Consider the following 23,002-nt stretch of genomic DNA (forward strand, 5'->3'; position numbering starts at 1 on the left):
AAAGTGAGTATGGTTTCCCTGACACCCTTGGGCGAACCTGTCACCGTTACACACAGCACATCCTGTTGCGATGCTGCTGGTTCGTCATTTGGGCTGGGGGACGCGCTAACGGATTTGTCATCGTGACGCACGAATTCTTCAGTCATATTATGTTCTCCTGGTTTTGGATTTTCTAGAAAAACCCAAAAACCCAGCCACCCCGCACAGCAACGCAAAGCAAGGTGGCTACAGAGAGTGTTAAGATTCTCGGAGCCTCCAGACTGCTGATCCCAGTTTGGCGGTGAGCTGTCCATTGCTGTTATCAGCAGCTTTGGGCAGCGTAACTAGATTTTTGGGCGATGCGGGCTGCTTGTTTTGCAACCTCACTTCAAAGCGTAGCCGCAGATGGGGGCCGCCGTCAATCCATTTTTGATTTTTGATTTGGGCTTTTCGATTGAAGAGCGCGATTGAGAGGTTTTGGGCGATCGCGCTGAGGATTTAGGGTTACTTCCGTATCCCGATCGAATCAATCTTCGCTTTTTTCCAAACCCGAAACCACAGGGGCGATCGCATTTAACTTCAAAACAGGATGTTCCCCTTCCACCTGACGGCAATTCCAGTCATTCCTAAACAACAAAACCGGCCTTCCCCAGTTATCTTTCACCGTCACAGTATTAAATAAACGTCCAACTTTCGCCAGCGCATCCCAACCGCCATCAACCCAACGAGCTACACTATAAGGCAACATCTCCAGCGTAGTTTCCACATTATATTCCGACTGCATTCGGAACTGCACCACCTCAAATTGCAACTGTCCGACAGCCGCCAAAATTGGTTCGCGTTTCGACTCATCAACCGAATACATAATTTGCACCGCGCCTTCTTCCTGCAACTCCGAAACACCTTTGCGGAACTGCTTAAACTTAGAAGGATTGGGATTTCTCAAAAAAGCAAAAAGTTCTGGAGAAAAACAGGGAATTCCTTCATATTCGAGTTTTTGGCCGGTGTAAATAGTATCCCCGATCGCAAAAACCCCCGGATTGTTCAAACCGATCACGTCGCCCGGATACGCAACCTCGATCGACTCCCGATCCTGAGCAAATAACTTTTGAGGTCTTGACAAACGCACCGTTTTACCAGTCCGAGCGTGAGTCACGTTCATGTCCTTTTCAAACTTGCCGGTACAAACGCGAATAAACGCCACGCGATCGCGGTGTCTCGGGTCCATATTCGCTTGCAACTTAAACACAAACCCGGTAAAATCTTCGTAAGTTGGCGGAAGTTCCCCAGCGCTGCTGTTGCGGGCGATCGGCTTCATCGCGTAATCTAAAAACGCATCCAAAAACAGCTCGACCCCAAAATTGCTCATCGCACTACCAAAGAAAACCGGAGTCATTTTCCCAGCCCGAACCAAATCTAAATCCAGTTCAGTGCCCAACTCATCCAACAGTTCCAACTCTTCTTTAAGCTGATAGTAAAGGTCTTGTTCCAACAAATCCTCAATCCGCGGATCGCCCAATTCAATCACCGTCTCAACAGCAGCACGAGAACCGTGTTTAGTCCGCTCGAACAAGTGAATTTTGCGCCCTCGGCGATCGAAAACACCCTTAAAGCGATCGCCCGTACCGATCGGCCAATTCACCGGATAAGTCTGCAAACCCAATTCCTTCTCAATTTCGTCCAACAAATCCAAAGGATCTCTGCTGGGGCGATCGAGCTTATTAAAGAAAGTAAAAATAGGCAAACGTCGCAGCTTACAAACTTCAAATAACTTGCGAGTTTGAGGTTCCAAACCCTTAGCAGCATCCTCAAGCATCACCGCATTATCAGCAGCCGCCAGAGTACGATAAGTATCTTCACTAAAATCTTGGTGTCCCGGAGTATCGAGCAGATTAATGTGATAATTTTGATATTCAAACTGCAACACAGTAGAAGTAATCGAAATTCCCCGCTGCTGTTCCATCGCCATCCAGTCAGAAGTAGCGTGTCGTTGAGCCCGCCGCGCTTTCACAGAACCTGCTTCATGAATCGCACCTCCGTAAAGCAGCAGCTTTTCTGTCAAAGTAGTTTTACCCGCGTCAGGGTGCGAGATAATCGCAAAGTTGCGCCGGCGCTCAACAGCAGTTAGCAGTTCAGTTTCGAGTTCTGTTGTCATCACAAATTAGGTAGGGGAATCATCACCCGATCGCCATTATAGCCTGTGCTACAGTGACTATTAAAGGTAAACTTATTGCTAAAGTCAAGGGAATAAAAGCCATATGTACGACTCCGACAAGCGGAAGCTGCTATCACTGGTGTGTCACGGGGCGATTTTTTTCAGCACGTTACTGTTCTCGATCGGAGCGCCGATCGCTGTATTGTTAGTCTCAGATGACCCCGTTGTCAAAGAAAACGCCACAGAAGCCATCAATTTTCACCTGAATGTATGGCTGTACAGCGCTGTGATTGTCGCCTTAACGGTGGTTACTTTCGGGCTTGCCGGCTTTATCCTCGTGCCGCTAGGTTATCTTCTGCATTGGGGACTGACAATTATGGCTATCCTCCACGTTTTGCAAACTCCAAACGAAGCTTACCGCTACCCTTTTATTTTCCGAATAGTTTAGACAACAAATCGCGCTTCACCATCTATTTAAAAACCCGCTTTCTTGCAGAAACCGGGTTTTTAATTGTTTTAGGAAGTGCGAAACAAGTATTCGTTAGGTGCGCCATAAGCACCCTACATTTAAAATTTGTGCGTAATTCCCAATTCCCAATTCCCCAATTCCCAAGCTTTATCGCATTTCAGGAACTCTCACAGCATCAGGAGGCGACACAACCGCTTCTTTAGCATTCAACTTGATATTCAACTCACGAATCCGGCGCGACAGCAAGCGAATAATATTAACAGCAATTCCCGGCGTTTCATCGATCGCATCATAAAGCTGCATTTGAGTTAGCATCAAACACTCCGATTGTTCCAGAGTCGAAATAGAAGCCGATCGAGGTTCCGCATCAAATAGCGACATTTCCCCGAAACAAGCCCCCGCCTTCAACTGTGCCAAATCCCGATCGCCTATATGCACCCGCACCGTACCCGATACCAAGATATAGAGCGATCGGCCTTCTTGTCCTTCCGTAAAAATCCTGTGCTTAGAAGGAAACGAAAGTTCATCCATTACCGATGCTAGACGCACAAGAAAATCATCTCGCAGTTCCTTAAAAATCGGAACTTCCCTGACAAACAATAGGCGTTCGACGCTAGTTAACATAATGCGATGCAGTGATTAATTTAAACTTTAACAGGGAATTGGGAATTGGGAATTGGGCATTGCGGATTGGGCATTGCGGATTGGGAATTGGGCATTGCGGATTGAAGATAGTTTATTTTTGTTCCTTCTTCCTTTTCCTTCTTCCTTTTCCTAATGACTAATGACTAATGACTAATGACTAATGACTAATTTTACCTTTTTCCCCCAGCACCCAACTCTGCCATCATCTCTTCAACTTGAGCTGATACCAAATTATCGGGGTCATTTTGCAGCCTCGGCAACAATTCGAGCAAAGCCCGCGGCGAAGCTATTTTCAAATAGGCTAACACTGCTTCGCGCACAAAACCCGTCGGGTGTTGGAGACAGACGAGAGTTTGTTGGGCGGTAAGGCTCCAACGCGCTTCCCTCGCCAAGTGAAAACAGCAAGCTAAAGTCCAATCCGAAAGGAAGTGGCGCAACTCTAGCAAGCGGCGCAAACGATCGCTCGGGGCCAGAGGTTTGTAAACCATTAATTCCGAGAGATTGCTCAACTTCTCTCTTTCCGAGTGCTGATCCAACAAATTAATCAGCGATCGCTTCTTAGCTATATCCACAGTATTGTCGAGAATTTCCAATCCCCTAGCCACCAGAGAAGGTTGACCAGAAGCGATGTTGAAAGCCGCGGCTTGTACCGTGTCCAGCGGATAAAGAAACTTCATCAGCAAAAAACATCGATCCTTAGCATCGGCTTCCAACCCCGCTAGAGCGCGCTGCAACAATTGAGCCGTATCGTTCCCAGGTGCACCACTGCTGGCATCTCGATCGGCAAAATTGCCGTAGGTTGTTACCCCAGACAAATCTACCAGAGCCGCATAAATTTGACCGATAAACATCAGCTCCTGTTCGATCAGAGTTTCCAAGCCGCTGCGCCCGATGCGGTCTAGAATTCCTTCTATCCCGGCTTCCGAAGGCATTTTCAACAGGATGCGGAGGATGTTGCGCCTGGTAGTTCCCCAAGCCGTCATCAAATTGCTGACCAAAATGTCGATCGCCTCCACAGAGCCAATTTGGCCCAAAGCCGTCCAAGCTTGAAACCGGATCAAATCCGACTTGTGGATGTCCTCAGCCAAATGCACCAGCAAAGGAATCGCATCGTTATGAAGTTTGACGATCGCCTGCAAAGCCGCTTCCCGAGTCGATTTGTAACCGAGTCCGCGCAGCAGCGAAGGATAATATTCTTCCGAATGAGTCGAGGAAATCACGTCTAGCAGAGCGCGGCGCACTCGCAGAGATTCATCTTGCAACAGATTGGGGATATGAAGCCGCAGTCCTTGCAAATAATCTGCCTCTCCCAGAGCCCGCGTCCCCATCACCCGTTCTCGCTCTTGCTTGTGGGTGAGCATTTGCCGCAGCGTGTTAGTAGCCTCTGCCTTTTGCTGGCGATCGCCCCTTCTCATAATTAAAGCAGCCGCCGTACCCCGCACCACCGGATCGACGTTCGGCTGCAAGTAAGGGCGCAAGCTGTCGATATTCGGTTCAGCTTCCGTCAGCCAGATGTAGCGCAAAGCCAAGGCCAGCACCTCCGGCGGCAAGGATTGCTGGGAGAGTGTGCGGACTGCTTCTAAGTATGCGGGGCTGGGGTGTTGCAGCATCGTTTCCAAGCTCTGGCGCTGCAAAGCCGAAGGTAATACTTCCAGGATCGGCGCCAAAACTTCTCCAACATTTTTAGGGTCAATTTGCGTCAGCAATTCTATGCAAGAGCGCTTTTCATCTTCGCCTCCGGGCTTTTCGAGAGTTTCCACGACTGCGCGCTTGAGAGCTTTGAGGTCAACGTCTGTGACGCCCAAGCGGCCGCGTTCCGCGCTTTTGACCAACAAACCGACGTATTGAGACCGGATCAGCCACACGACAAACAGCCACACCAGCGCCAAAAGTACGATCGCCCCGATGAATACCAAGCTTTGGTTATCGTGAAATACCGTGTCTTTTTCGTCTTGGTGGGGCAGTACCTTGTCTGTCACCCAGAGCATAATCAGGATGCCAACTCCTGTCACTCCGCAGGACAAAGGTTCGCCCACACCGTTGACTAGAGTTTGAATTCCCGATCGAATATTGTCTGGAATCGGTTGGAACAAAACCGGGCTCACGGTTTCCAAAAGCGTGTAGTGCAGCAGTTCATCTAAAAATCTCAGCAATATCAGTCCGATGAACACTGACACTAGCTGCCCCAGCGATGCTCCGATGGTCAGCACCCCCAGGATCGCGATACCAGCGGGCAAAATCATCGCCGTCACGAATACACCAATTCGTTCTACCAAGCGGCTGGAGGCGAACCACTGAGTCGCCACTTGAAACAAACCTTGAATACCCTCGTAAATCCCCAAAAAGCTAGCAATCCAGCTAGCTCCACTCGCGCCGTCCGAGGGGTTTTGGTATTCTAGCTGGCTGTAAAATTGAAAATCTACCAACACATAGAGGACTTCTGCAAGCACGAAGAAACTAACTAGAGGTACGGCGTATTTTTGCAGCGGGCCTGTAACTTTGCGGGCGGTAAATTCTTGTTGGTCGTCGTCTTCGTCGTCATCTGTCCAGTGAGCCGTTTCTGGGAATGCTTGGCGGTATTTTTCCGTTAGGTAGTATAGCAATAGCGAGCCTGTCGCCACCATTAACCCTGATATCAGAGTAACGTTTTTGAGTCCGACTACGTAGAGCAAAACCGGCAGAGAAAACCCGCTGACTACTCCAGCCACTAGATAACCGCTGCTGACTAGCGGATAGGTGCGCTTGATTTCTCTAATGTTAAACAGTTGGTTGGAAGTGATAGAAGTATTCAGGTCATTGAGGACATAGCAAGCTTCCACCCACAGCCACATCAAAAAAATAGTAATAAAAGCGATGCTGATGCCAGCTATCTTAGTATTTTCGTAGCCGATGCCGAATCTAAACAAAAATAGCGGTACCGACATCATTGCCAGAACAACTACGACGGTGCGCCTTAGGGGCAGAATTTTTTGCAGCCACGAGTAGACAAATCCCAAACCAGAACCGATAAAGGCGCTGGCTATATAGATATATGGCATTTTGTCCGCACCGAATTCGTCTAAAAACAAACCTACCGTGCTCAGTTCCAGCCAGATCAGCCCGACCGAGGTGAGAGTATAGACGAGAAACATCAGTACGGTTCGCTCTACTTCTTCCGATCGCAGGTTGAGCGAGCGCAGCACCCCTTGTCTTGCTCCGGCGATCGCGCCCATTTGAAAATTTTCCATGCTTGTAGTGCGTTGATATCCCGATTTTTGGTAGCGTGTCACGCGATCGATCGCCCCCGCCGATCGAGCGCGTCCGTCGAGTCTCCATTTTCGATTTGAGATTTACTCCACACTCTTAATGAATCTGGCAGCAGGAAATATCATCTCAAATTTTCGAGCCTTAACGACAGCAGTCGAAAACTTTTATCAGTTTTTGGGCGCGGTGATTAGTCCACCGTCACCAGTCTATTACTATTGACTGATGACTGATGACTAAATCAGGGAGTAACTATTTTTTGGGCGACAGCAGCATCATCATACTGCGTCCTTCTTTTTTCGGGGCTTGCTGCACTTCTGCGATTTCCTGCAAATCTGTGGCCATGCGTTTGAGCAAGTCCTCTGCTAGGTTGCTGTGTTGGATTTCCCGACCTCTGAACATGATCGTGGCTTTTACTTTATCCCCAGATTTGATAAAGCGGTCTGCTAGTTTGAGGCGCACTTGGTAGTCGTGTTCTTCAATTTTGTAGCGCATCTTCACTTCTTTCACGTCAGCAGTGTGCTGCTTCCGTTTTGCTTCTCGCGCTTTCTTTTCCTGCTCGAATTTGTACTTCCCGTAGTCCATTACCCGGCATACGGGCGGGTCAGCTTTGTCGCTGACAAGTACCAGGTCGAGTTCTTTTTCCTCTGCCAGACGCAGCGCTTCACTCGGTGTCAATATCCCTAGTTGCGCGCCGTCGGTATCGATCACCCGGATTCTGGGGTATCGAATGTTTTCGTTGATCTGGGGTAGATTGCGATTTTGTCTTCTTTCAATCACAGGCATGAATGGTTTTACAAGCAGTAGTTTAATAGTGAAGCTTCGTTGTAGTTGCGGGTTTGAGCGGCCAATATTTCAGTTGTCCGAACCAACCGTTTTGTCAGGTGTTACCCTCACCGGACGTACTACCGCGCCCTGTCTCCCCTCAGCTTCATCGTTGGGGAATATTTTAACGATCGTAAATGAAGTCTTACAATACTTGCTATTCTACTCAGTCTGGCTGAGTTTCTGCTGACTTTTATTTTAACTTCACACCCCTTGCCTGCCCCCTGAGGGCACGCTACGCGATCGCCACCAGACCCAAAATTCATGGTAAAGCCTTACCCATTAGGTAAAACGGCTTCGATCTCCGGTGTTGTCTCCTGTGGGCCCTGCCGGCTGCCGTCCCCTGATTTGCCTTGTACAATAGGTAGAAGCAAGTGTAAATTTATGTTGCGAGCCGAGGCAAAATTGACAAATTCTCTGCAATGGCACCAGCGGGTAGGAACTCAACGAGACTGGGTGTGGCGCGGTTGGCAAACTCGCTACAGTTATTTGCGGCCGGCCCAGAATCCCTCTGGCACAGGCGCCGTTTCAGATCCAGCAGCCCCCCAGACATCGACAACGCCAATTATTTTACTTCACGGATTTGGAGCTTCGATCGGCCACTGGCGCCAAAATCTCGGCCCCCTGGCCTGTCACCACACGGTTTATGCCTTGGATTTGTTGGGGTTTGGCGCTTCCCAAAAAGCTCCGATCGACTACTCTGTATCTGTGTGGGTCGAGCAAGTTTATGATTTTTGGCTGACTTTTATCCGAGAACCCGTCATCTTGGCAGGAAATTCGATCGGCTCGCTGATTTGTCTGGCCGTCGCTGCGGCTCACCCGGACATGGTGGCCGGCACGGTGATGATTAGCCTCCCAGACCCCTCTGTGCGAGCCGAAGCGGTACCCGCATGGCTGTTACCGGCGATCGTGGCGATTGAGAGTTGGTTTGTTTCCCCGATCGTCCTGAGACCTCTGTTTTATTTTGCCCGAAAACCTTCCTTTGTCCGCCGCTGGGTGGCATTTGCCTACGCCAGCCCGTCCGCTGTTACCGACGAATTAGTGGAAATCTTAGCAATTCCGGCGGGCGATCGGGGAGCAGCCCGGGCCTTCTGCGCCTTATTTAAAGCTGTAGGCAGCGCCCAAGTCGGCCCCGGTGTCAAGACTGTGATGCGAAATTTAACAATTCCGATGCTGTTAATTTGGGGCAAACAAGATCGGATGATTCCCCCTCGCTTCGCCCGACCCCACCAATTTGTCGAATGCAATCCCAATTGTGTAGAGCTCCTTGAATTAGACAATGCCGGCCACTGTCCCCAGGATGAATGCCCCGAACAAGTAAATCAAGCAATTTTGAACTGGATGAGCCGGAATTTTACAACGGTCGGCGAGAGCCAATTGCAGCACCGTTGATTGGAGGCGGTGGGTTGCCAATTGCCAAAAATAACTTGCAGGTATCGATTGGGTTCAAAATAAACTTGTTAGAAGTCGATCGCACCCGGTGGTATCGTATTACAAAACTTCCCTGACTTGAGAATCAGTCGATTTTCGTATTGAAGATTGACTTCAAAGGGTCGCTGGTGGGGGTTCAAACTAACCTAAACCACTTTTTTGCTCTGGGCGAGTTTTGTGTTCTAGCAATTATTTGACTGTCGGTGAGGTGATTTATCTAATTTTACGATCGCTTTTTTGACCAATTGAGAGATTGACAGAATCGCCAAGATAGTGTATCTTCTCTAACTGGTAGTACATATACAAGTTATGCAGTTAGTCGAAAGGCAGGTCATCAAACCAAATCACAGGTTTTATCCAGAAGCCGATCGATTGTTTTTACTGTCGAAAAAACTTTACAACTGCGATAACAATATCTGCGTTCAAAAAAAAATTCCCGGTCAACAAATCAATGCTCTGACTGTCGATCGCGCACGATCGAAGAGTGTTGGTGAGAAAACATGGCCAGCCAAGGTGACACAAAACAGTCTCCGGTTACTGCAAAAAGCATGGACTAGCTATCATAGTGTCACCTTCGCGGGTAAGGTCGCGCAACGGCACTTGGAAGCAGCAAAAAGCCCTGACTGTAAAAATCCCACAAAAAAAGAGAACAGGGGCGCTATGTAGTTGTATTTAACTCTCAAGCTGCCAGCAAAAAAGCTTTTCCCAAAGGATATGTCATTCGGTCTGCGACTAACATTTGGCTGCCTTCAAAAGTTAGATAGATATGGGAAATCCGGATTGTTCCCGAGGTAGGTTGTTAATTTGTCGGGGTGGTATGTGAAAACTGCAAACAACAGGTAACAATCAAGCGGATAATTACCTTGGTTGTAACGAGCTGGCTAAATATTAAAGAGCTATGGAACCAGTATCGAGAAGATCGGAAAAATTCAACATCCTAACTTGTACGTTCAAGCTTCAAGAAACACCTGGTTTCTGGCTCCTAAAAAGATAGCAACTGCTAAGACGGTGAGGACGTTTTCAATCACAAAAATCCTGTTTTTTTTATCTTTGCCAGCATCCAAATTCCAGTTTTCTTGTTCATTCTGCTATAAATATTCCCTTGTACCAGCAATCTTTCAGTCAGCCTATAACCGATCGCCCCCAACATACCGTCCAGTTTAAAAATGCGAGATTCTGCGATTGGGAAGCAGGCCGGTGCAGAAAAAAGTCAATGAGAGCCAACAACTGACGCTCGATCGCCTGCGATCGACTGGCGGCTAACTGCTGAAAGCCCACCCTGCAAGCAGCGCCCGAACAACTTTTGGCAGTAACGCAAACGAGGAAAAAATTGTCGTGAAATTCCACTGGCTACTACCGAGTTTCTTAAGTGTATTTTTGCTCGCCGGAGCCGCCGAAGCAGCTAGACTGCAATCTTGGCGGTTTGATGCTTCAGAGAACCGGCTTTACATTACTACAGACGGGGGGGTACAACCCAAGGCTCAACTGATTTTCAATCCGACGCGGTTGGTAATCGACTTACCGGGGACAAGTCTGGGCCGTTCTGCGGTCAACCAACCGCTGTCAGGGGCGATCGAATCAGTGCGCATCGGTCAGTTTGACAACGATACGACCAGAATAGTGGTCGAACTCAGAGACGGGTTTACTCTCGACCCCCAGCAAGTAAAATTCCGAGGGATTTCTCCTAGCGAGTGGACAGTGGATTTGCCAACACCGGTGCCAGCAGCAACCCAAAATCCGGTTGCAGAACCCGGGGGAGAAAGGTTATCGATTGAACCTTCAGCAACGCAAGTGCCATCGAGCGAGGCGACTGTGGTTCAGAACGTTCAGATGACGGCGGACGGTTTTTTAATCCGCACTGCGGGCGGTCGCCCCCAAATTAATTTTCAACAAAGTCGGGCCGGGGACATCGCCACCCTGGATATAGAAGGAGCTACTTTAGCACCCGGATCAGGTGGCCAACAGCCTCAAACCAACGGCAAGTACGGGGTTGAGAAGATAGAAGTCCGACAACTGCCAACTGACCCGCCCGTTACGCGGGTCACTTTGCGGATGAAAAGTTCTAATACTCAATGGCGGGCGTCTGTGAGCAATTCTGGCGGGGTGCTGCTATCCCCAAGGGGCGCAAGTTCGCCAACCCTGACGCGCGCAGCGCCTGTAACTGTTGGTAGACCAGCAACCGGAACTTTAGCCAGAGTTCAGTCCATTGATTTAGCGAGCAACGGCACGCAATTGGCGATCGCAACTGACCGCCAAGTCTCCTATACCAGCGGCTGGGATCAGGCATCGAGAGCTTACTGGATTCGGCTCGCTTCTAGTTCGCTAATCGGGCAAATTCCTCAGCTCGATAGCAACAGTCCTGTATCGTTTACCGCCAGTCAGGAAGACGCGGAGACAGTGGTGATTTGGGTGCAGCCGCGATCGGGGGTACAGGTAGGCAGGGTGACCAGGCCGAACCCGCAGTTGCTGTCTTTGCAGTTGCGATCGAGTGGTAGCGCGCAGTCACCTTTGACTCGCGATCCAAATCCACAGCCGTTGCCGAGAATAGGAGCGGGTGATTTGCCCCAAAGTTCTAACCGCCGCGTCGTAGTGGCGATCGATCCGGGCCACGGCGGCCGCGATCCGGGTGCCGTCGGGATTGGGGGCATTCAGGAGAAGGAGATTGTTTTAGATATCTCATATCAGGTGGCAAGGCTGCTAGAACAGCAGGGCGTGCAAGTGGTAATGACTCGGACTGACGACAGCGAAATCGACCTAGAACCGAGAGTTTCTTTGGCATCACGGGTGAATGCTGCTTTGTTTGTCAGCATTCACGCCAACGCGATTAATATGAGTCGCCCGGATATTAGCGGGATTGAGACTTATTATTTTGATAGCGGGGAAGATTTAGCCCGGGTGATTCACGCCAGTATTTTGGATGGGACGGGGGCGAAAGACCGCCGGGTGCGGCAGGCAAGATTTTATGTTTTGAGGAAGAGTGCTATGCCTTCGGTGTTGCTGGAAGTCGGTTTTGTCACAGGTGCTGAGGATGCTGCTAGACTTTCGGATCCTGCTTACCGGAGTCAAATGGCGGCTTCGATCGCTCGTGGCATTTTATATTATCTTCAACAAAGATAATGGGCAGTTGACAGTTGACAGTTGACAGTTGACAGTTGATTAATGTTATTGGTTATTTGTTATTAGCCACAGAAAACGACTAACAAATGACAACAGCCAACTGCTTTCCTGCCAACAGTCAACAGCCAACTGCTTTCCTGTCAACTGCTTTCCTGCCAACAGACAACAGACAACAGACAACTAACTATTAACAAATGACAACAGACTCTGGAAAACAAAGAATCGGTATTTTTGACAGTGGTGTGGGCGGTTTGACTGTTTTAACGCAGTTATACAAACAATTGCCCAACGAATCAATACTTTATTTTGGAGATACGGCAAGGCTGCCTTACGGCACTCGCGCAGCGTCAGAAATTGTGCATTTTGTCCGCGAAATTATGGCGTGGCTGGTGGAACAAGATGTGAAAATGGTGATTATGGCCTGCAACACCAGTTCTGCTTTGGCGATGGAGATGGTGCAGGCTGAGTTTGACATTCCGGTGCTGGGAGTAATTCTGCCGGGGGCGCAGGCTGCGGTGCAGCAAGGCAAGCGGATTGGGGTGATTGCAACTCCGGCGACGGCTGCTAGCAATGCTTATAGAAATGCGATTTTGGAAATGGACTCTGCTTGTCGGGTATGGCAGGTTAGCTGTCCAGCTTTTGTGCCGCTGGTGGAGCAAAATCGGATTCAGGATCCTTATACTTCTGAGGTGGCGCGGGAATATTTGGCTCCTTTGATCCAGCAGCGGATTGATACGCTGATTTACGGTTGCACTCATTATCCGCTGTTGGCTCCTGTGTTGCGATCGCTCTTGCCCGCTGGTGTCAATTTAATCGATCCTGCGGTGCGCGTGGTGGCGGCTGCTGCCCGAGAATTAGAAGTTTTGGGGCTGCGGAATTCGGGTGCAGCGCTGCCGACTCGTTTTTGCGTCAGCGGCGCCCCGCAGCAGTTTGCTGACTTGTCGGTGCAGTGGCTGGGCTGTACTCCTGCGGTTGAGAAAGTATTTCTGCCGACAGTTGTACGTAGCGAAGCGGGGCGTAAGCCATCGCCCGTATCCGTCGAATCTGTCGAATAAGCCGGCAAATTTATCGGTAGTTCGTTAGCGTTAGCGTTAGCGAAGCGATCGAACACAAAGCGATCGAACAGGATCGCCCAAATCCCACACCAATTTCCCAAAGGAATGCAACTGTGAGCAAACTCGAAACCCTTATGTGACGAGTCATTCCCATTCTTTAATCCCCAATCGAAAATCGCATATCGAAAATCGTATCACCCCCCACATCCCAAGCTTTTCGGGATTTGGGGGGTTTAATTATTGCGATCGCAGGTAGCAATCAATCATCATCTTGTAATAAGATTTAACAAAAGCTTTGATTAACAATGCAAATAATGTCCTCTATCTGCTGGAGCTCTTCAGCCTTGAACCATGTCACCCTATATATCGCAAGCAGTATTACTTGTAGACGGCTATAACATGATTGGACTTTGGCCAAGACTTCGAGAGAAGCGCGATCGCGACGAACTCGAAACAGCCCGCCGCGAGTTGATTGAGGTTTTAGTTAACTACAGCGCCTTACAAGATTTTGAAGCCCGACTGGTGTTTGACGCTCACTATCGAGACACTCCCAGCGTCAAAGAAATTATTACTAAAAATTTATCAGTGCACTACACTGACTTCGGTCAGACGGCAGATACTTATATTGAAAAGTCTTGTGCTGGTTTGCGGTATGAGTTGCGATCGGTCAAAGGCAAAGGCCGCATGATTGTCGCCACATCAGACCGAGCGCAGCAATTGACAGTAGTCGGCTACGGCGCCGAATGGATGTCCGCCGAACAACTAGAAGCTGACGTAGAATCCACCGCCCGCCGCAGCGAGCGCCAGCACAAATCCCGCAAACAAAACTCCAGTCGCTTTCTGTCCAATTCCCTCGATCCTGAATCGCAGCAGCGCCTCGCCAGAATGAGAATGGGTCTGCATTAGCGCCCCAAACCCGCTTGCTGTATGACAAAAAAAAAGTTTGTCAAAGGCCTTGCTAAATCTAATAAGTTCCGGTACTATTAGTAAATGTGGCTGACAAAAAAGCCTCAATCCTCGGTAGCTCAGCGGCAGAGCGATCGACTGTAATGAATGCAAGCCTTTGGTAACAACCAAAAGCCCTAGTGACATAGCAGCTTTATCCGGTAACGGGTACTGAAAAATCGGGTGAATTCAAGGAAACCGCAGCACTTCGGGTGGCGGCAATCTTGAGCCAAGTCTGGCAAAAGGCAGCGGTTTTGACCGCAAGTAGCCGGAAAGGTGCAGAGACTAGAGATGAGGAGCCTAACCAATAAATCTCACAGCGCCCGACATCCCGCGATAGATATTAAATCTGCGTTTTAGGGATGATGAAATAGTCCGCGCCCTTCGGAAACGTTGGGATAAGTGTAATCGATTGGTCGTAGGTTCAAATCCTACCCGGGGAGTTAGTAAAAGTCTGAAGTTGGAAATTTCCAGCTTCAGATTTTTTTTGTTTTTATTGTCCGATATGTTTTTTACGCTGTAACTATCTCAGGCTTGATATCGGGTGATGCTGGCTCGAAGTGCAACACCATAATTTTCTCTCTTGGCAATCCGACAGATTCATAAGTGCGTCCGTTGCGATCGCGAAATTCTACCTCAAATGCTGCACCATCAGCCAACAGTTCAACTAACTTCACTGTATAACGTTCCTATTGAGCGATCGCAAGTATGATTGCAAGGAAGCAAAAAGACTTTGTGCATCCGCTGCAAAGGTTTTTTACTGTCACGATCGCTACTCCTCAAATGAAATTAAAAGCTTGCGCAGCAGTTGAGCCAGAACTTGGCGTTCGGCTTCGTCTAAAGCGCTAAGGAGTCGATGCTCATTGGCAACATGAGCCTCAACAGCTTTCTCGATCGCCTTGAAACCTTTATCGGTCAACTGAATTAGCGTCCCTCGGCGATCGCTCGGATCGTCCATGCGCTTCACAAGATCGGCTCTTTCTAAGCGATCTATACGATGCGTCATCGTACCGGATGAAACCATCAATGTATTGAATAGCTCGGTCGGCGTAAGCTGGTACGGTTGGCCAGAACGGCGCAATGTCGCCAACACATCAAATTCTCCAACGTTCAGGTCAAAGTCGGAAAATGTCTGTTGAAGCGATCGTTCTAAGTATTTGGTCAGTCGCCCCATCCTACCAATGATGCCCATTGGCGACACATCTAAGTCAGGGCGCTCTCTCTGCCATTGAGCCAAAATCGCATCGACTGGATCGGCCTTCATTGAAATGCTACTCACCTAAAAATCTTGATGCCAACCATCTTAACATCAAGATAAATGCTAGAATCTTGGCATCAAGTATCTTGACGTTAAGATAAAACCGTGAAGACAGCTACTGTTCGCCTCTCTGATATTCTGCTGACTGCTCTGGCGCCGACGATCTGGGGAACAACTTATGTTGTAGCGACTGAACTTTTGCCACCTAACCATCCGCTATTAGTGGCTGCTTTGCGATCGCTCCCCATCGGTATTCTGCTAGCAGCCTGGTTTAGACAACTGCCCAAAGGTATTTGGTGGTGGCGTATTCTGCTCTTAGGTAGCCTCAATATCGGAATTTTTCAAGCACTATTATTTGTCGCTGCTTATCGCCTTCCGGGTGGCGTTGCTGCAACGGCAGGCGCAATCCAACCTTTATTAGTCGTATTATTTTCTTCGCTAATATTGAATGAAAAACCGTCTAAGCTGTCTATTGTGGTGGCGATCGCAGGCTTTATTGGTGTCGGGTTGCTGGTTCTGGGCCCTCGTGCGCGCCTTGATAGCATTGGCATTGTGGCGGCGATCGCTGGAGCCGCAACAATGGGTTTGGGAACGGTGCTAGTCAAACGGTGGAAACGCCCAGTTTCTCTACTTGTTTTTACAGCATGGCAGTTAACAGTTGGTGGAATAGTTCTGCTGCCGATCGCCCTAGCGATTGAAGGGCCAATAACTCATATCTCCACAACTAACCTATTGGGCTTCGTTTACCTGGGCTTAGTCGGCACTGGAGTTGCTTATGCACTTTGGTTTCGGGGGATTGATAAACTAAAAGCATCGGCTGTGGCGTCTCTAGGGTTGATGAGTCCTGTAGTAGCAACACTACTGGGATTCGTCTTACTACACCAAACACTTACGCCAATTCAACTGATTGGGATGGGAATTGTTTTGATGAGTGTTTTGATAGGGCAACAAACCGATCGGCTACGTCAAAGCTTATCTAATACTTTCAAATCTCGGAGCAAAAAATAACTTACATTTGCCATCTTAAGGTGCCCCGGAAACAAGAGTTTCGAGTTGCATCAACTATCTGGGTGACGCACCCTACAGAATACTACCGAATACTAAACATCGCGTTCTGTGCGCACCCATTTAGTTTGCCGCTTCAGGATAAAACCGAGATACAAAGGGATTTTCCACAGGATGTAAAACGGTACGGATAATAGAGTTGCGCCGGAAATGTCGGCACGCCCGAATTTTGCCCAAGCGCTGACAATTGAAACTAAAATTAGCAATCCTTGTATTCCTAATAATATGGCGGGAATCGCGGATGCTCCGATAATTGCTGCTAGTATTGAGGCGGCAAAAGCGGCTAGCCAGATAGCAACTAAAAGGGATAGAGGAGGGACGGCTAAGTCTAGGGCGATCGCCATTAAGTCAAAACGCTGTTGCTCGATCGAAGCTGTCGCCAGCCTGGGAGTTTGAGTTAGCAAGGTTTGCAAGTGTCCGTGTTCCCATCTGGTTCTTTGAGTTTTAGCTACTTGTTGCTGTTGCGGCAAACATCCGGTAACTCGGGCTTCGGGGCAGAATACCGTTGGATGTCCGGCGATCGCCAGATCCAAGCTCATTTGCATATCTTCGACAATATTGCTGCTGGCTAAGGGAACATCTCGAATGATTAACCAGGGAAAAGCCATGCCCGTACCTGTTAGCAACGAGGGGAATCCTAGCTGTTTTAATCCGCTGGGCCGGACTAAGTTTTTCACTAGAAATGCTAAGGCTGAAATCGAATCTTTTGGGGTAGGATTGGGCGGCTGTTCCATTAAATATGTTGCTTGCACTGGCCTTTGTTCTGCTATGGCCGCCCGGGCTAATTTGTCGATCGCGTCTGGCCCACAAATGCAGTCGGCGTCAACCATGATGATTACTTCTGGGGGGTCTGAGGCGATCGCAGTCAAGCCGAAATCTAGGGCGTATCCCTTCCCCTTGCGTTCTGTGTCGTGGCGCTCGATCGCTGTTGCACCGCTGTTGCGGGCGATTTCTGCTGTATCGTCCGTGCAGTTGTCAGCAATCACTAACAGACAATCTTGCGGTGTTAGCTGCGGCAATATGGTGGAGATGGTGGCGGCTATTCCTGCTGCTTCGTTGTAGGCGGGAATTAAAATGGCTATTTTGGGGCGGGGTTCTTGAGTTTGTGATGTGGGGCCCAAGCTGGACAAGAAGGCTGCACTGCATTCTAGGAAAAGAACTGTGATGGGAATTAGTAGGATTAGGGCGATCGTCAACAGTACAACATCAATAAATTGGAACGCTAGCTGATTTATTTGCACAATTGTAGTACCTTAATTTAATTTAATTTAATTTGCTGCGGTCATTGAGTTAATTCAATACAATTGCACCTTCGCCAACTCAGCGAGCCATGCTATTTAACCTATGATATCATGTCCGAAAATATTAGCCCGATCTGGTTCGTAGTGAGGACTTTAGTCCTCTCTTGGATGCGGATTAAAGTCCTCACGCTCGATCCTATTTGATTGCAGTCTTCCCCTCGCACATAATATCATATCATGTCGATTGTTACAATCTTAAGTAAATCACTGAATTAAACCTCAAACACGCCCAAACCTGAGAAACCCGGTCTCTCAAAGAAACCGGGTTTTGGGGTGTTCGGTTTTTAATCCACTAAACACAACGAAGCAATCTTGAAACTATTTTCCAATTACGCTGCGTCGAGGACAGGAACAGGTTCAGGTTTTTTTTGGGTAAACTGTGCGGGGACTATCGATTGTCTGATACATCTCGATATCGATCGCAAATATCCCACTTCTGCTTCCATAGAATCCAGCGTAGAAAGACTCTCCACTAAATCATCAAATTCATCAGCAGTAACTCCCGCACTGTTCAAGACTTCTTCGGTAAGCCTCCCGTACATCCCTTGCAGCAGGAGTTCGATAATTTCTCTGTAGTCAGCGATTTCGGTTCCGTAACCTTGTAATTTCTTGGGATTGATTCCCGACTGTAAAATTTTCAACAACTCTTGCGGGGAACTCCAAGCAAAAGAGGAAGCAATCACTTCTTTTTGGGCCGCAACAAGAGCGTGCTTAATTTTCACTTCCGAGAAATCTGGATCGGCGAGCAAGCTTTCGAGGTGCGACACTTGTCTATCTAAGACGCGCAAGGAAAAAGGAGCTAATTCTACAGTCACCATGTCGCCAGCATCGTCAAGAATTCTGAAAGGATCTTCGAGAACATTAATTAAAAGGTGAATGTCTGTAGGTTTGTTCCAGTCAAACTGTCCGAGGAAAAACGGTTCTTCGTATCCCGGTAAAAGTCCTTGAAAATAAATCGGCAGATTTTTGCCTGATTCCAGGATTTTATAAAGTGCTACTTCCAAGGTTTCTGTCGGCCACCCGAGATTGCTCACGGCGACAAGTTTCAGTTTTCCGGGAACTGATACAATCAGTGAGTTGAGCAATAAATGTACGGCTTCGACAAGATTTTGAGCCGTGACGTAGCGGTGGGGAGCGTGAACGTTGACAGTTTTACTTTGCTGTACTTTTTTGGACATTTGCTCGCAGAACAAGCTATTTTCCAACATATGAGTAAAGCGCACCATCCCGTAAGTGACGTTTCCGGCTTGAGCTGCTTTGGCAAATTGCCATTCGGCAAACTTCTTTGAGGCTGCGTAAACTTCGGTTGTAAAATATCGAGATGTTTTGCCTGTGGAAGAGAAGATGCAGTGTTCGATGCCGTATTCTTCGCACAGTTCGATGACGTGTTTGCATCCTAACAGGCTGGTTGTAACTGTTTCTCGGATTTTGATTTCAGCTAATCCAGGTTGGCGTTGGGCTGCGAGGTGAAACACAATTTCTGGTTTTTCAACCTCAAATATGTGTTTCAGCGCCTGGAAGTTGCGAATGTCGGCGGCATAGAAAGTTACTGCGCCTTCTTTGTTAAAGTGCGGGAGAGTTTCTTCGGGGTTTTGACATCGGGCTTTGTCTGCGGAAATGATGTTAGTTGCACCTAATGTCAGGAGTTTTTCGATTAAGAAACTGCCGACACAGCCTTCTCCGCCGGTTACGAGAATGGTTTTTCCTTTGATTTTGTTGCTAACTGCGGATGCGTACAGGTGAATGCTACGATCGCGTACGTCGGTAAATGGTTCGCGATCGAGTTGTCCGTCGGCTTGATAGGCTGCGATTAGCTGTGCGGTGAGAGTTTGTAGGGCTGCTAGGATTTGAGGATCTTGGGGCTCCGGGGAACCGGGGGGAACTAGGCGCGCGATGCGATCGATTATTTGGGCTTTGGTAGCACCTTCAAACATTTCTGAGGGGTTAGACACACTCTTCATTTTCTTTGCTCCTGTAAATTCTCGAAATACGGCTGCTGATTCAGAGTTGTTAAACAGATTTTTGAGGGAGAGGATTTTTAAAATTCTACGTGGTTTTAGGATTTTTCATACCCACAGCCACTGGACCGAAAAGAGACGCGAGCTGCTCTCATACTAATTAATTGTTTTCAGCCTACTTGTAGTTTTATTAAGCGTTTTTTCACCTGCTAAATTTTGGGTTCGGCAAAGTCGGAACGTTGGCTGTCAACAATTTGTCATTACAACTATAAACTTAAGTTGCAGGCTGTTGGCAATACTCACAACATATCTTTACTATTTCTTTGCAATTCCCTGCCAGTTTTTACGCCATTTTAAAGTTAATGTAAAGTGAGCAAATTTAAAAAAACTTAACAAGAGACTTGAGATAATTTTACTAATTAAGCAGAATGTATTTTTGGAGACTAAATACAGTTAATATTTAAGTCAAAATACTCACAACAGCGCTAAATATTGCGGTAGGTCAAAAATATTGCTACCCATACCAGTTAAAAAAAATGCAACAGTCGGTCAGCGATTCAAACCCATACACAATAAGTCATTCCCAATTTTTTAATCTCAAATCTCAAATCTCAAATTTCAAATAGTATTAATTGGTGGGGTAGCGTAGCAGTGCTGTGTCTACCCCCGTATGTGTGCTGCTACCGGGCGCGAACGGTGCGCTCTTTTTTGCTGCCTTCAAAGTCGCGAGCTGAGGCTGGATCGTAGCCTCCGGTTCGCAAGCGGCGGTCTAAATCGCTGGCTTCTGGAGAAGTTTTTGCCGCTTCTTCGATCGTTACTCTGCCCTCAAGCACAAGTTTGTAAAGAGCCTGGTTGATAATCTGCATTCCTTCGTAGGTGTCATGTTCCATCAACCGGAAAGCTTCATCATCAGCACCTTTCATCAGGTAATCGTTCATGGCCGGGGTATTCACCAAAATATCGTGAACTGCGACGCGGCGGTTGTCAACTGTCGGTAGCAAAAGTTGGGCAATTACTGCTACTAAAGAATCGCAAATTTGAATCCGCATTGCTTGCTGTTCCTCGGGCGGATAGAGGTTCAACAATCGGTTGAGCGCGTTGATGGCGCTGCGAGTGTGGAGAGTTCCCAATACTAAGTGACCAGTTTGAGCTGCTTGCAAGGCTGTATTGATGGTAACGCGATCGCGCATTTCTCCGATCAGAATCACATCGGGGTCTTCCCGCAAAACAGCTCGCAAAGCCTGCTGAAACTCGTGGGTGTGCAAGCCGACTTCCCGCTGGCTGACCAAGCATTTTTTAGAAGGGTGAATGAATTCGATCGGGTCTTCAATTGTAACTACGTGCTTCTGCTCCATCTGGTTGAGGTGGTCGATCATCGCAGCTACTGTTGTCGATTTCCCCGAACCAGTCGGCCCGGTAATCAAAATTAATCCCTGCGATCGCAAAATGATACTTTTGAGAACTTCTGGCAATCTCAAGGAATCGATAGTCGGTATTTCCAAACTGATCAACCGCAATACTAGGGCGCCGCCGCTGAGGGAATCAAAACAGTTGAGCCGACACCGCACGAAGCCCGGGTAAAAAATTGCTGAATCTAATTCCTTGGTAGTTGCAAATTGTTTGCGCTGTTCGGGGGTGAGAATTTCGGCTAAGTAACGTTCAAAAATTTCTGGCGTGACTTTGGGGTGGCTGGTTGCTACTTGCATGACGCCCCGAATCCGAAATCGAGGTACTTGGCCGACTCGAATGTGAATGTCGGAAGCTCCTGCGCTATGGGCATCTCTGACCATTTGTTCGATCGTACTTACGGGAGTCTCAACAGCCCGCTGCTGTTGGGCCGCAGGGGGTTGTGCAGCAGGCCCTGGTGGTGGTGGCGGTGGCGCCGGAGTTGCAGCCAAGGGCGGAGGCGGCGGCGGGGTGCGGCGGGCTTGAGCCTCGGGTTTAACTGGTGTAGGATTGTTTAATGGGTTCATTTTTTAGTCTCCAATCAGTCGATTTTCGATTTTTCGATTTTCCATTTTTCGATTGACTCGCAGCGCCGTGAATCTGGGAGTTTCAACTAGGGCGTTGCCCGCTCGCGCAGTCGTTGGGTCTAAAATTTGGGGATTGACCGTGGGTGATTGAGTGTCGGGATCTAATATCCGTTACTGGGCGCGGTCAAGGTATGAGTGAAAAAATTCCCGATTTATAATCTAATCGCTCGGTTGCTAATTCGGTACTAACTGCTGAGAATATTTTACAATTAGGCTTGATGGGCGATCGAGTAATTAACAGTTTTGACTCCTATGAACATCGGTCACAAAATTGCTGGCTGGCTCGAAAATCGCGCTGTTACTCCAGCTTACGCGGGTTGGCTGCTGTCGGGGATGACGGTGTTCTTTTTTGGATCGGCTACTAATACCATGTCTGGCTGGCTTTACGCGCTCAGCGGTGGGAGTTTGGCGCTGCTGGGAGTAGCGGCGGTTTTGCCGACAAAATCGCTCCGTTTCTTGGAAGTGGGCCGCCACCCGATCGCACCGGTGAGTGCGGGGGATCAAATTACGGTGGAACTAGAAATCGAAAATCGCACTCGATCGCCTAAAACTTTGTTACAAGTCTTAGATATCTTGCCGTTTGTACTGGGAGAGCCGATCGTCCGCCCGATCGAGCTGATAGAGCCTGAGAGTACGTACAGACTTACATACTATCTAGAAGCCCGGCAGCGGGGCGTCTATCGCTGGCAAGAAGTACACTTGAGAACGGCGGCGCCTTTAGGCTTGTTTTGGTGCCGCCGCAGCCGCCCGCTAAAAGCGGTGGCGGTGGTTTACCCGCAGGTTTTGCCGTTGAACACTTGCCCTTTGATCGATCGCATCGGTCAAGAAGACAGTCCGCAATTGTACGATCGCCTGCGATCGCAAACCGCTACCGAAGGACTCACCCGCAACCTGAGACCTTACCGCCACGGAGACCCCACCCGCCTGATTCACTGGCGCACCAGCGCCCGCTACGGAGAACTGCGGGTGAGAGAGTTAGAAGTTGCAGCAGGCGGTCAAGAAATTATCATTGCTCTCGACAGCGCTGCATTGTGGCAAGCAGAGGAGTTTGAACGAGCCGTGACAGTAGCAGCGTCTCTTTACTTCTATGCTAGCAAGCGCCTGTTAAACGTCAAACTTTGGACGGCCGGAACCGGACTTGTGTCGGGGAACCGGGTAGTTTTGGAAACCTTGGCGGCGGTTAATGCTGCCGAAGATGCGATCGATAGTCGATCGCAACTATCGATAATTTGGCTAACTCAAAACTCTGCAAGTTTAAGCACTCTTACGCCTGGTAGTCGTTGGCTGCTCTGGCCGAGTTCTACTGCGCCGGAAACAGGCGAAAAACTGTTAGTAAAACACGATTTACCAGGCTTACAAATTCGCTCGGATAGACCTTTAGAACTTCAGTTACAAGATGCTTTAGAAAGAGCAATTAGTTATTAAGATTGACTGGATGAGTTTTTATGTATCCTATTATTGGTTCGATCGTTCGGAATGCGAGTCCTTTCTTAGATGCGGACTCGCATTCCGAACGATCAAAC

The 23,002-nt window shown here is 48.5% G+C and carries 18 protein-coding genes; 8 read left to right on the top strand and 10 right to left on the bottom strand.

Annotated features, from left to right (window positions below; genetic code table 11):
* Nucleotides 1-505: 505 nt before the first annotated feature.
* Complete coding sequence (gene prfC, locus QT974_RS10630; RefSeq protein WP_333468455.1) at nucleotides 506-2,134, bottom strand: peptide chain release factor 3; 1,629 nt, start codon at nucleotides 2,132-2,134, stop codon at nucleotides 506-508.
* Between the two features lie 103 nt (nucleotides 2,135-2,237).
* On the opposite strand from prfC, the gene QT974_RS10635 reads away from it, so the two are divergent.
* Nucleotides 2,238-2,582 carry a DUF4870 domain-containing protein gene (locus tag QT974_RS10635; RefSeq protein ID WP_293133680.1) on the top strand — a complete coding sequence of 115 codons (345 nt, stop codon included), beginning with the start codon at nucleotides 2,238-2,240 and terminating at the stop codon, nucleotides 2,580-2,582.
* Between the two features lie 168 nt (nucleotides 2,583-2,750).
* On the opposite strand, the gene QT974_RS10640 is transcribed toward QT974_RS10635, so the two are convergent.
* From QT974_RS10640 to infC, 3 genes are all read right to left on the bottom strand, one after another.
* A complete protein-coding gene (locus tag QT974_RS10640) occupies nucleotides 2,751-3,227 on the bottom strand; it encodes a Crp/Fnr family transcriptional regulator (RefSeq protein ID WP_333468456.1) in 477 nt (158 codons plus the stop codon).
* Between the two features lie 191 nt (nucleotides 3,228-3,418).
* Entirely contained in the window at nucleotides 3,419-6,475 is a 3,057-nt protein-coding gene (locus tag QT974_RS10645; RefSeq protein WP_333468457.1) for a HEAT repeat domain-containing protein, read from the bottom strand.
* A 268-nt stretch (nucleotides 6,476-6,743) separates the two neighbouring features.
* Nucleotides 6,744-7,277: a translation initiation factor IF-3 gene (gene infC, locus QT974_RS10650; protein ID WP_333468458.1), complete on the bottom strand. Its 534-nt coding sequence runs from the start codon at nucleotides 7,275-7,277 to the stop codon at nucleotides 6,744-6,746.
* A 423-nt stretch (nucleotides 7,278-7,700) separates the two neighbouring features.
* Between infC and QT974_RS10655 the strand changes: the two genes are divergently transcribed.
* Nucleotides 7,701-8,708 carry an alpha/beta fold hydrolase gene (locus QT974_RS10655; RefSeq protein WP_333468459.1) on the top strand — a complete coding sequence of 336 codons (1,008 nt, stop codon included), beginning with the start codon at nucleotides 7,701-7,703 and terminating at the stop codon, nucleotides 8,706-8,708.
* 348 nt (nucleotides 8,709-9,056) lie between these two features.
* Nucleotides 9,057-9,413, top strand: a complete 357-nt coding sequence (locus tag QT974_RS10660) for a hypothetical protein (protein ID WP_333468460.1) — start codon at nucleotides 9,057-9,059, stop codon at nucleotides 9,411-9,413.
* Between the two features lie 456 nt (nucleotides 9,414-9,869).
* On the opposite strand, the gene QT974_RS10665 is transcribed toward QT974_RS10660, so the two are convergent.
* The gene (locus QT974_RS10665; RefSeq protein WP_333468461.1) at nucleotides 9,870-10,094 is read right to left on the bottom strand and encodes a hypothetical protein; all 225 of its coding nucleotides are present in this window, start codon (nucleotides 10,092-10,094) and stop codon (nucleotides 9,870-9,872) included.
* On the opposite strand from QT974_RS10665, the gene QT974_RS10670 reads away from it, so the two are divergent.
* The 3 genes from QT974_RS10670 to QT974_RS10680 all read left to right on the top strand — a co-directional run bounded on the left by QT974_RS10670 (nucleotide 10,083) and on the right by QT974_RS10680 (nucleotide 13,825).
* Nucleotides 10,083-11,864 (top strand): N-acetylmuramoyl-L-alanine amidase, encoded by a 1,782-nt coding sequence (locus tag QT974_RS10670; protein WP_333468462.1) that lies wholly within the window; start codon nucleotides 10,083-10,085, stop codon nucleotides 11,862-11,864. The two genes, QT974_RS10665 and QT974_RS10670, sit on opposite strands and share 12 nt — an antisense overlap.
* A gap of 194 nt (nucleotides 11,865-12,058) precedes the next feature.
* A complete protein-coding gene (murI, locus tag QT974_RS10675) occupies nucleotides 12,059-12,919 on the top strand; it encodes a glutamate racemase (RefSeq protein WP_333468463.1) in 861 nt (286 codons plus the stop codon).
* Between the two features lie 351 nt (nucleotides 12,920-13,270).
* A complete protein-coding gene (locus QT974_RS10680) occupies nucleotides 13,271-13,825 on the top strand; it encodes an NYN domain-containing protein (RefSeq protein WP_333468464.1) in 555 nt (184 codons plus the stop codon).
* A gap of 551 nt (nucleotides 13,826-14,376) precedes the next feature.
* Here the strand turns inward: QT974_RS10680 and QT974_RS10685 are convergent.
* Nucleotides 14,377-14,541: a DUF4926 domain-containing protein gene (locus QT974_RS10685; RefSeq protein ID WP_333468465.1), complete on the bottom strand. Its 165-nt coding sequence runs from the start codon at nucleotides 14,539-14,541 to the stop codon at nucleotides 14,377-14,379.
* Between the two features lie 95 nt (nucleotides 14,542-14,636).
* The gene (locus QT974_RS10690) at nucleotides 14,637-15,128 is read right to left on the bottom strand and encodes a MarR family winged helix-turn-helix transcriptional regulator (protein ID WP_333468466.1); all 492 of its coding nucleotides are present in this window, start codon (nucleotides 15,126-15,128) and stop codon (nucleotides 14,637-14,639) included.
* Nucleotides 15,129-15,227: 99 nt separating this feature from the next.
* Here QT974_RS10690 and QT974_RS10695 point away from each other — a divergent pair, with 99 nt between their 5' ends.
* Nucleotides 15,228-16,130, top strand: a complete 903-nt coding sequence (locus QT974_RS10695) for an EamA family transporter (RefSeq protein WP_333468467.1) — start codon at nucleotides 15,228-15,230, stop codon at nucleotides 16,128-16,130.
* A gap of 92 nt (nucleotides 16,131-16,222) precedes the next feature.
* Here QT974_RS10695 and QT974_RS10700 read toward each other — a convergent pair whose 3' ends face one another.
* The 3 genes from QT974_RS10700 to QT974_RS10710 form a co-directional block, all read right to left on the bottom strand.
* Nucleotides 16,223-17,428, bottom strand: a complete 1,206-nt coding sequence (locus QT974_RS10700) for a glycosyltransferase family 2 protein (RefSeq protein ID WP_333468468.1) — start codon at nucleotides 17,426-17,428, stop codon at nucleotides 16,223-16,225.
* A 389-nt stretch (nucleotides 17,429-17,817) separates the two neighbouring features.
* Nucleotides 17,818-19,449, bottom strand: a complete 1,632-nt coding sequence (locus QT974_RS10705; RefSeq protein ID WP_333468469.1) for a polysaccharide biosynthesis protein — start codon at nucleotides 19,447-19,449, stop codon at nucleotides 17,818-17,820.
* Nucleotides 19,450-20,126: 677 nt separating this feature from the next.
* Nucleotides 20,127-21,419: a type IV pilus twitching motility protein PilT gene (locus QT974_RS10710; RefSeq protein ID WP_333468470.1), complete on the bottom strand. Its 1,293-nt coding sequence runs from the start codon at nucleotides 21,417-21,419 to the stop codon at nucleotides 20,127-20,129.
* 312 nt (nucleotides 21,420-21,731) lie between these two features.
* Here QT974_RS10710 and QT974_RS10715 point away from each other — a divergent pair, with 312 nt between their 5' ends.
* Complete coding sequence (locus tag QT974_RS10715) at nucleotides 21,732-22,904, top strand: DUF58 domain-containing protein (RefSeq protein ID WP_333468471.1); 1,173 nt, start codon at nucleotides 21,732-21,734, stop codon at nucleotides 22,902-22,904.
* The last annotated feature ends 98 nt before the right edge of the window (nucleotides 22,905-23,002 follow it).

Source organism: Microcoleus sp. BM001215392, assembly GCF_036700185.1.
In the GTDB taxonomy this organism is placed as follows: domain Bacteria; phylum Cyanobacteriota; class Cyanobacteriia; order Cyanobacteriales; family Microcoleaceae; genus Microcoleus.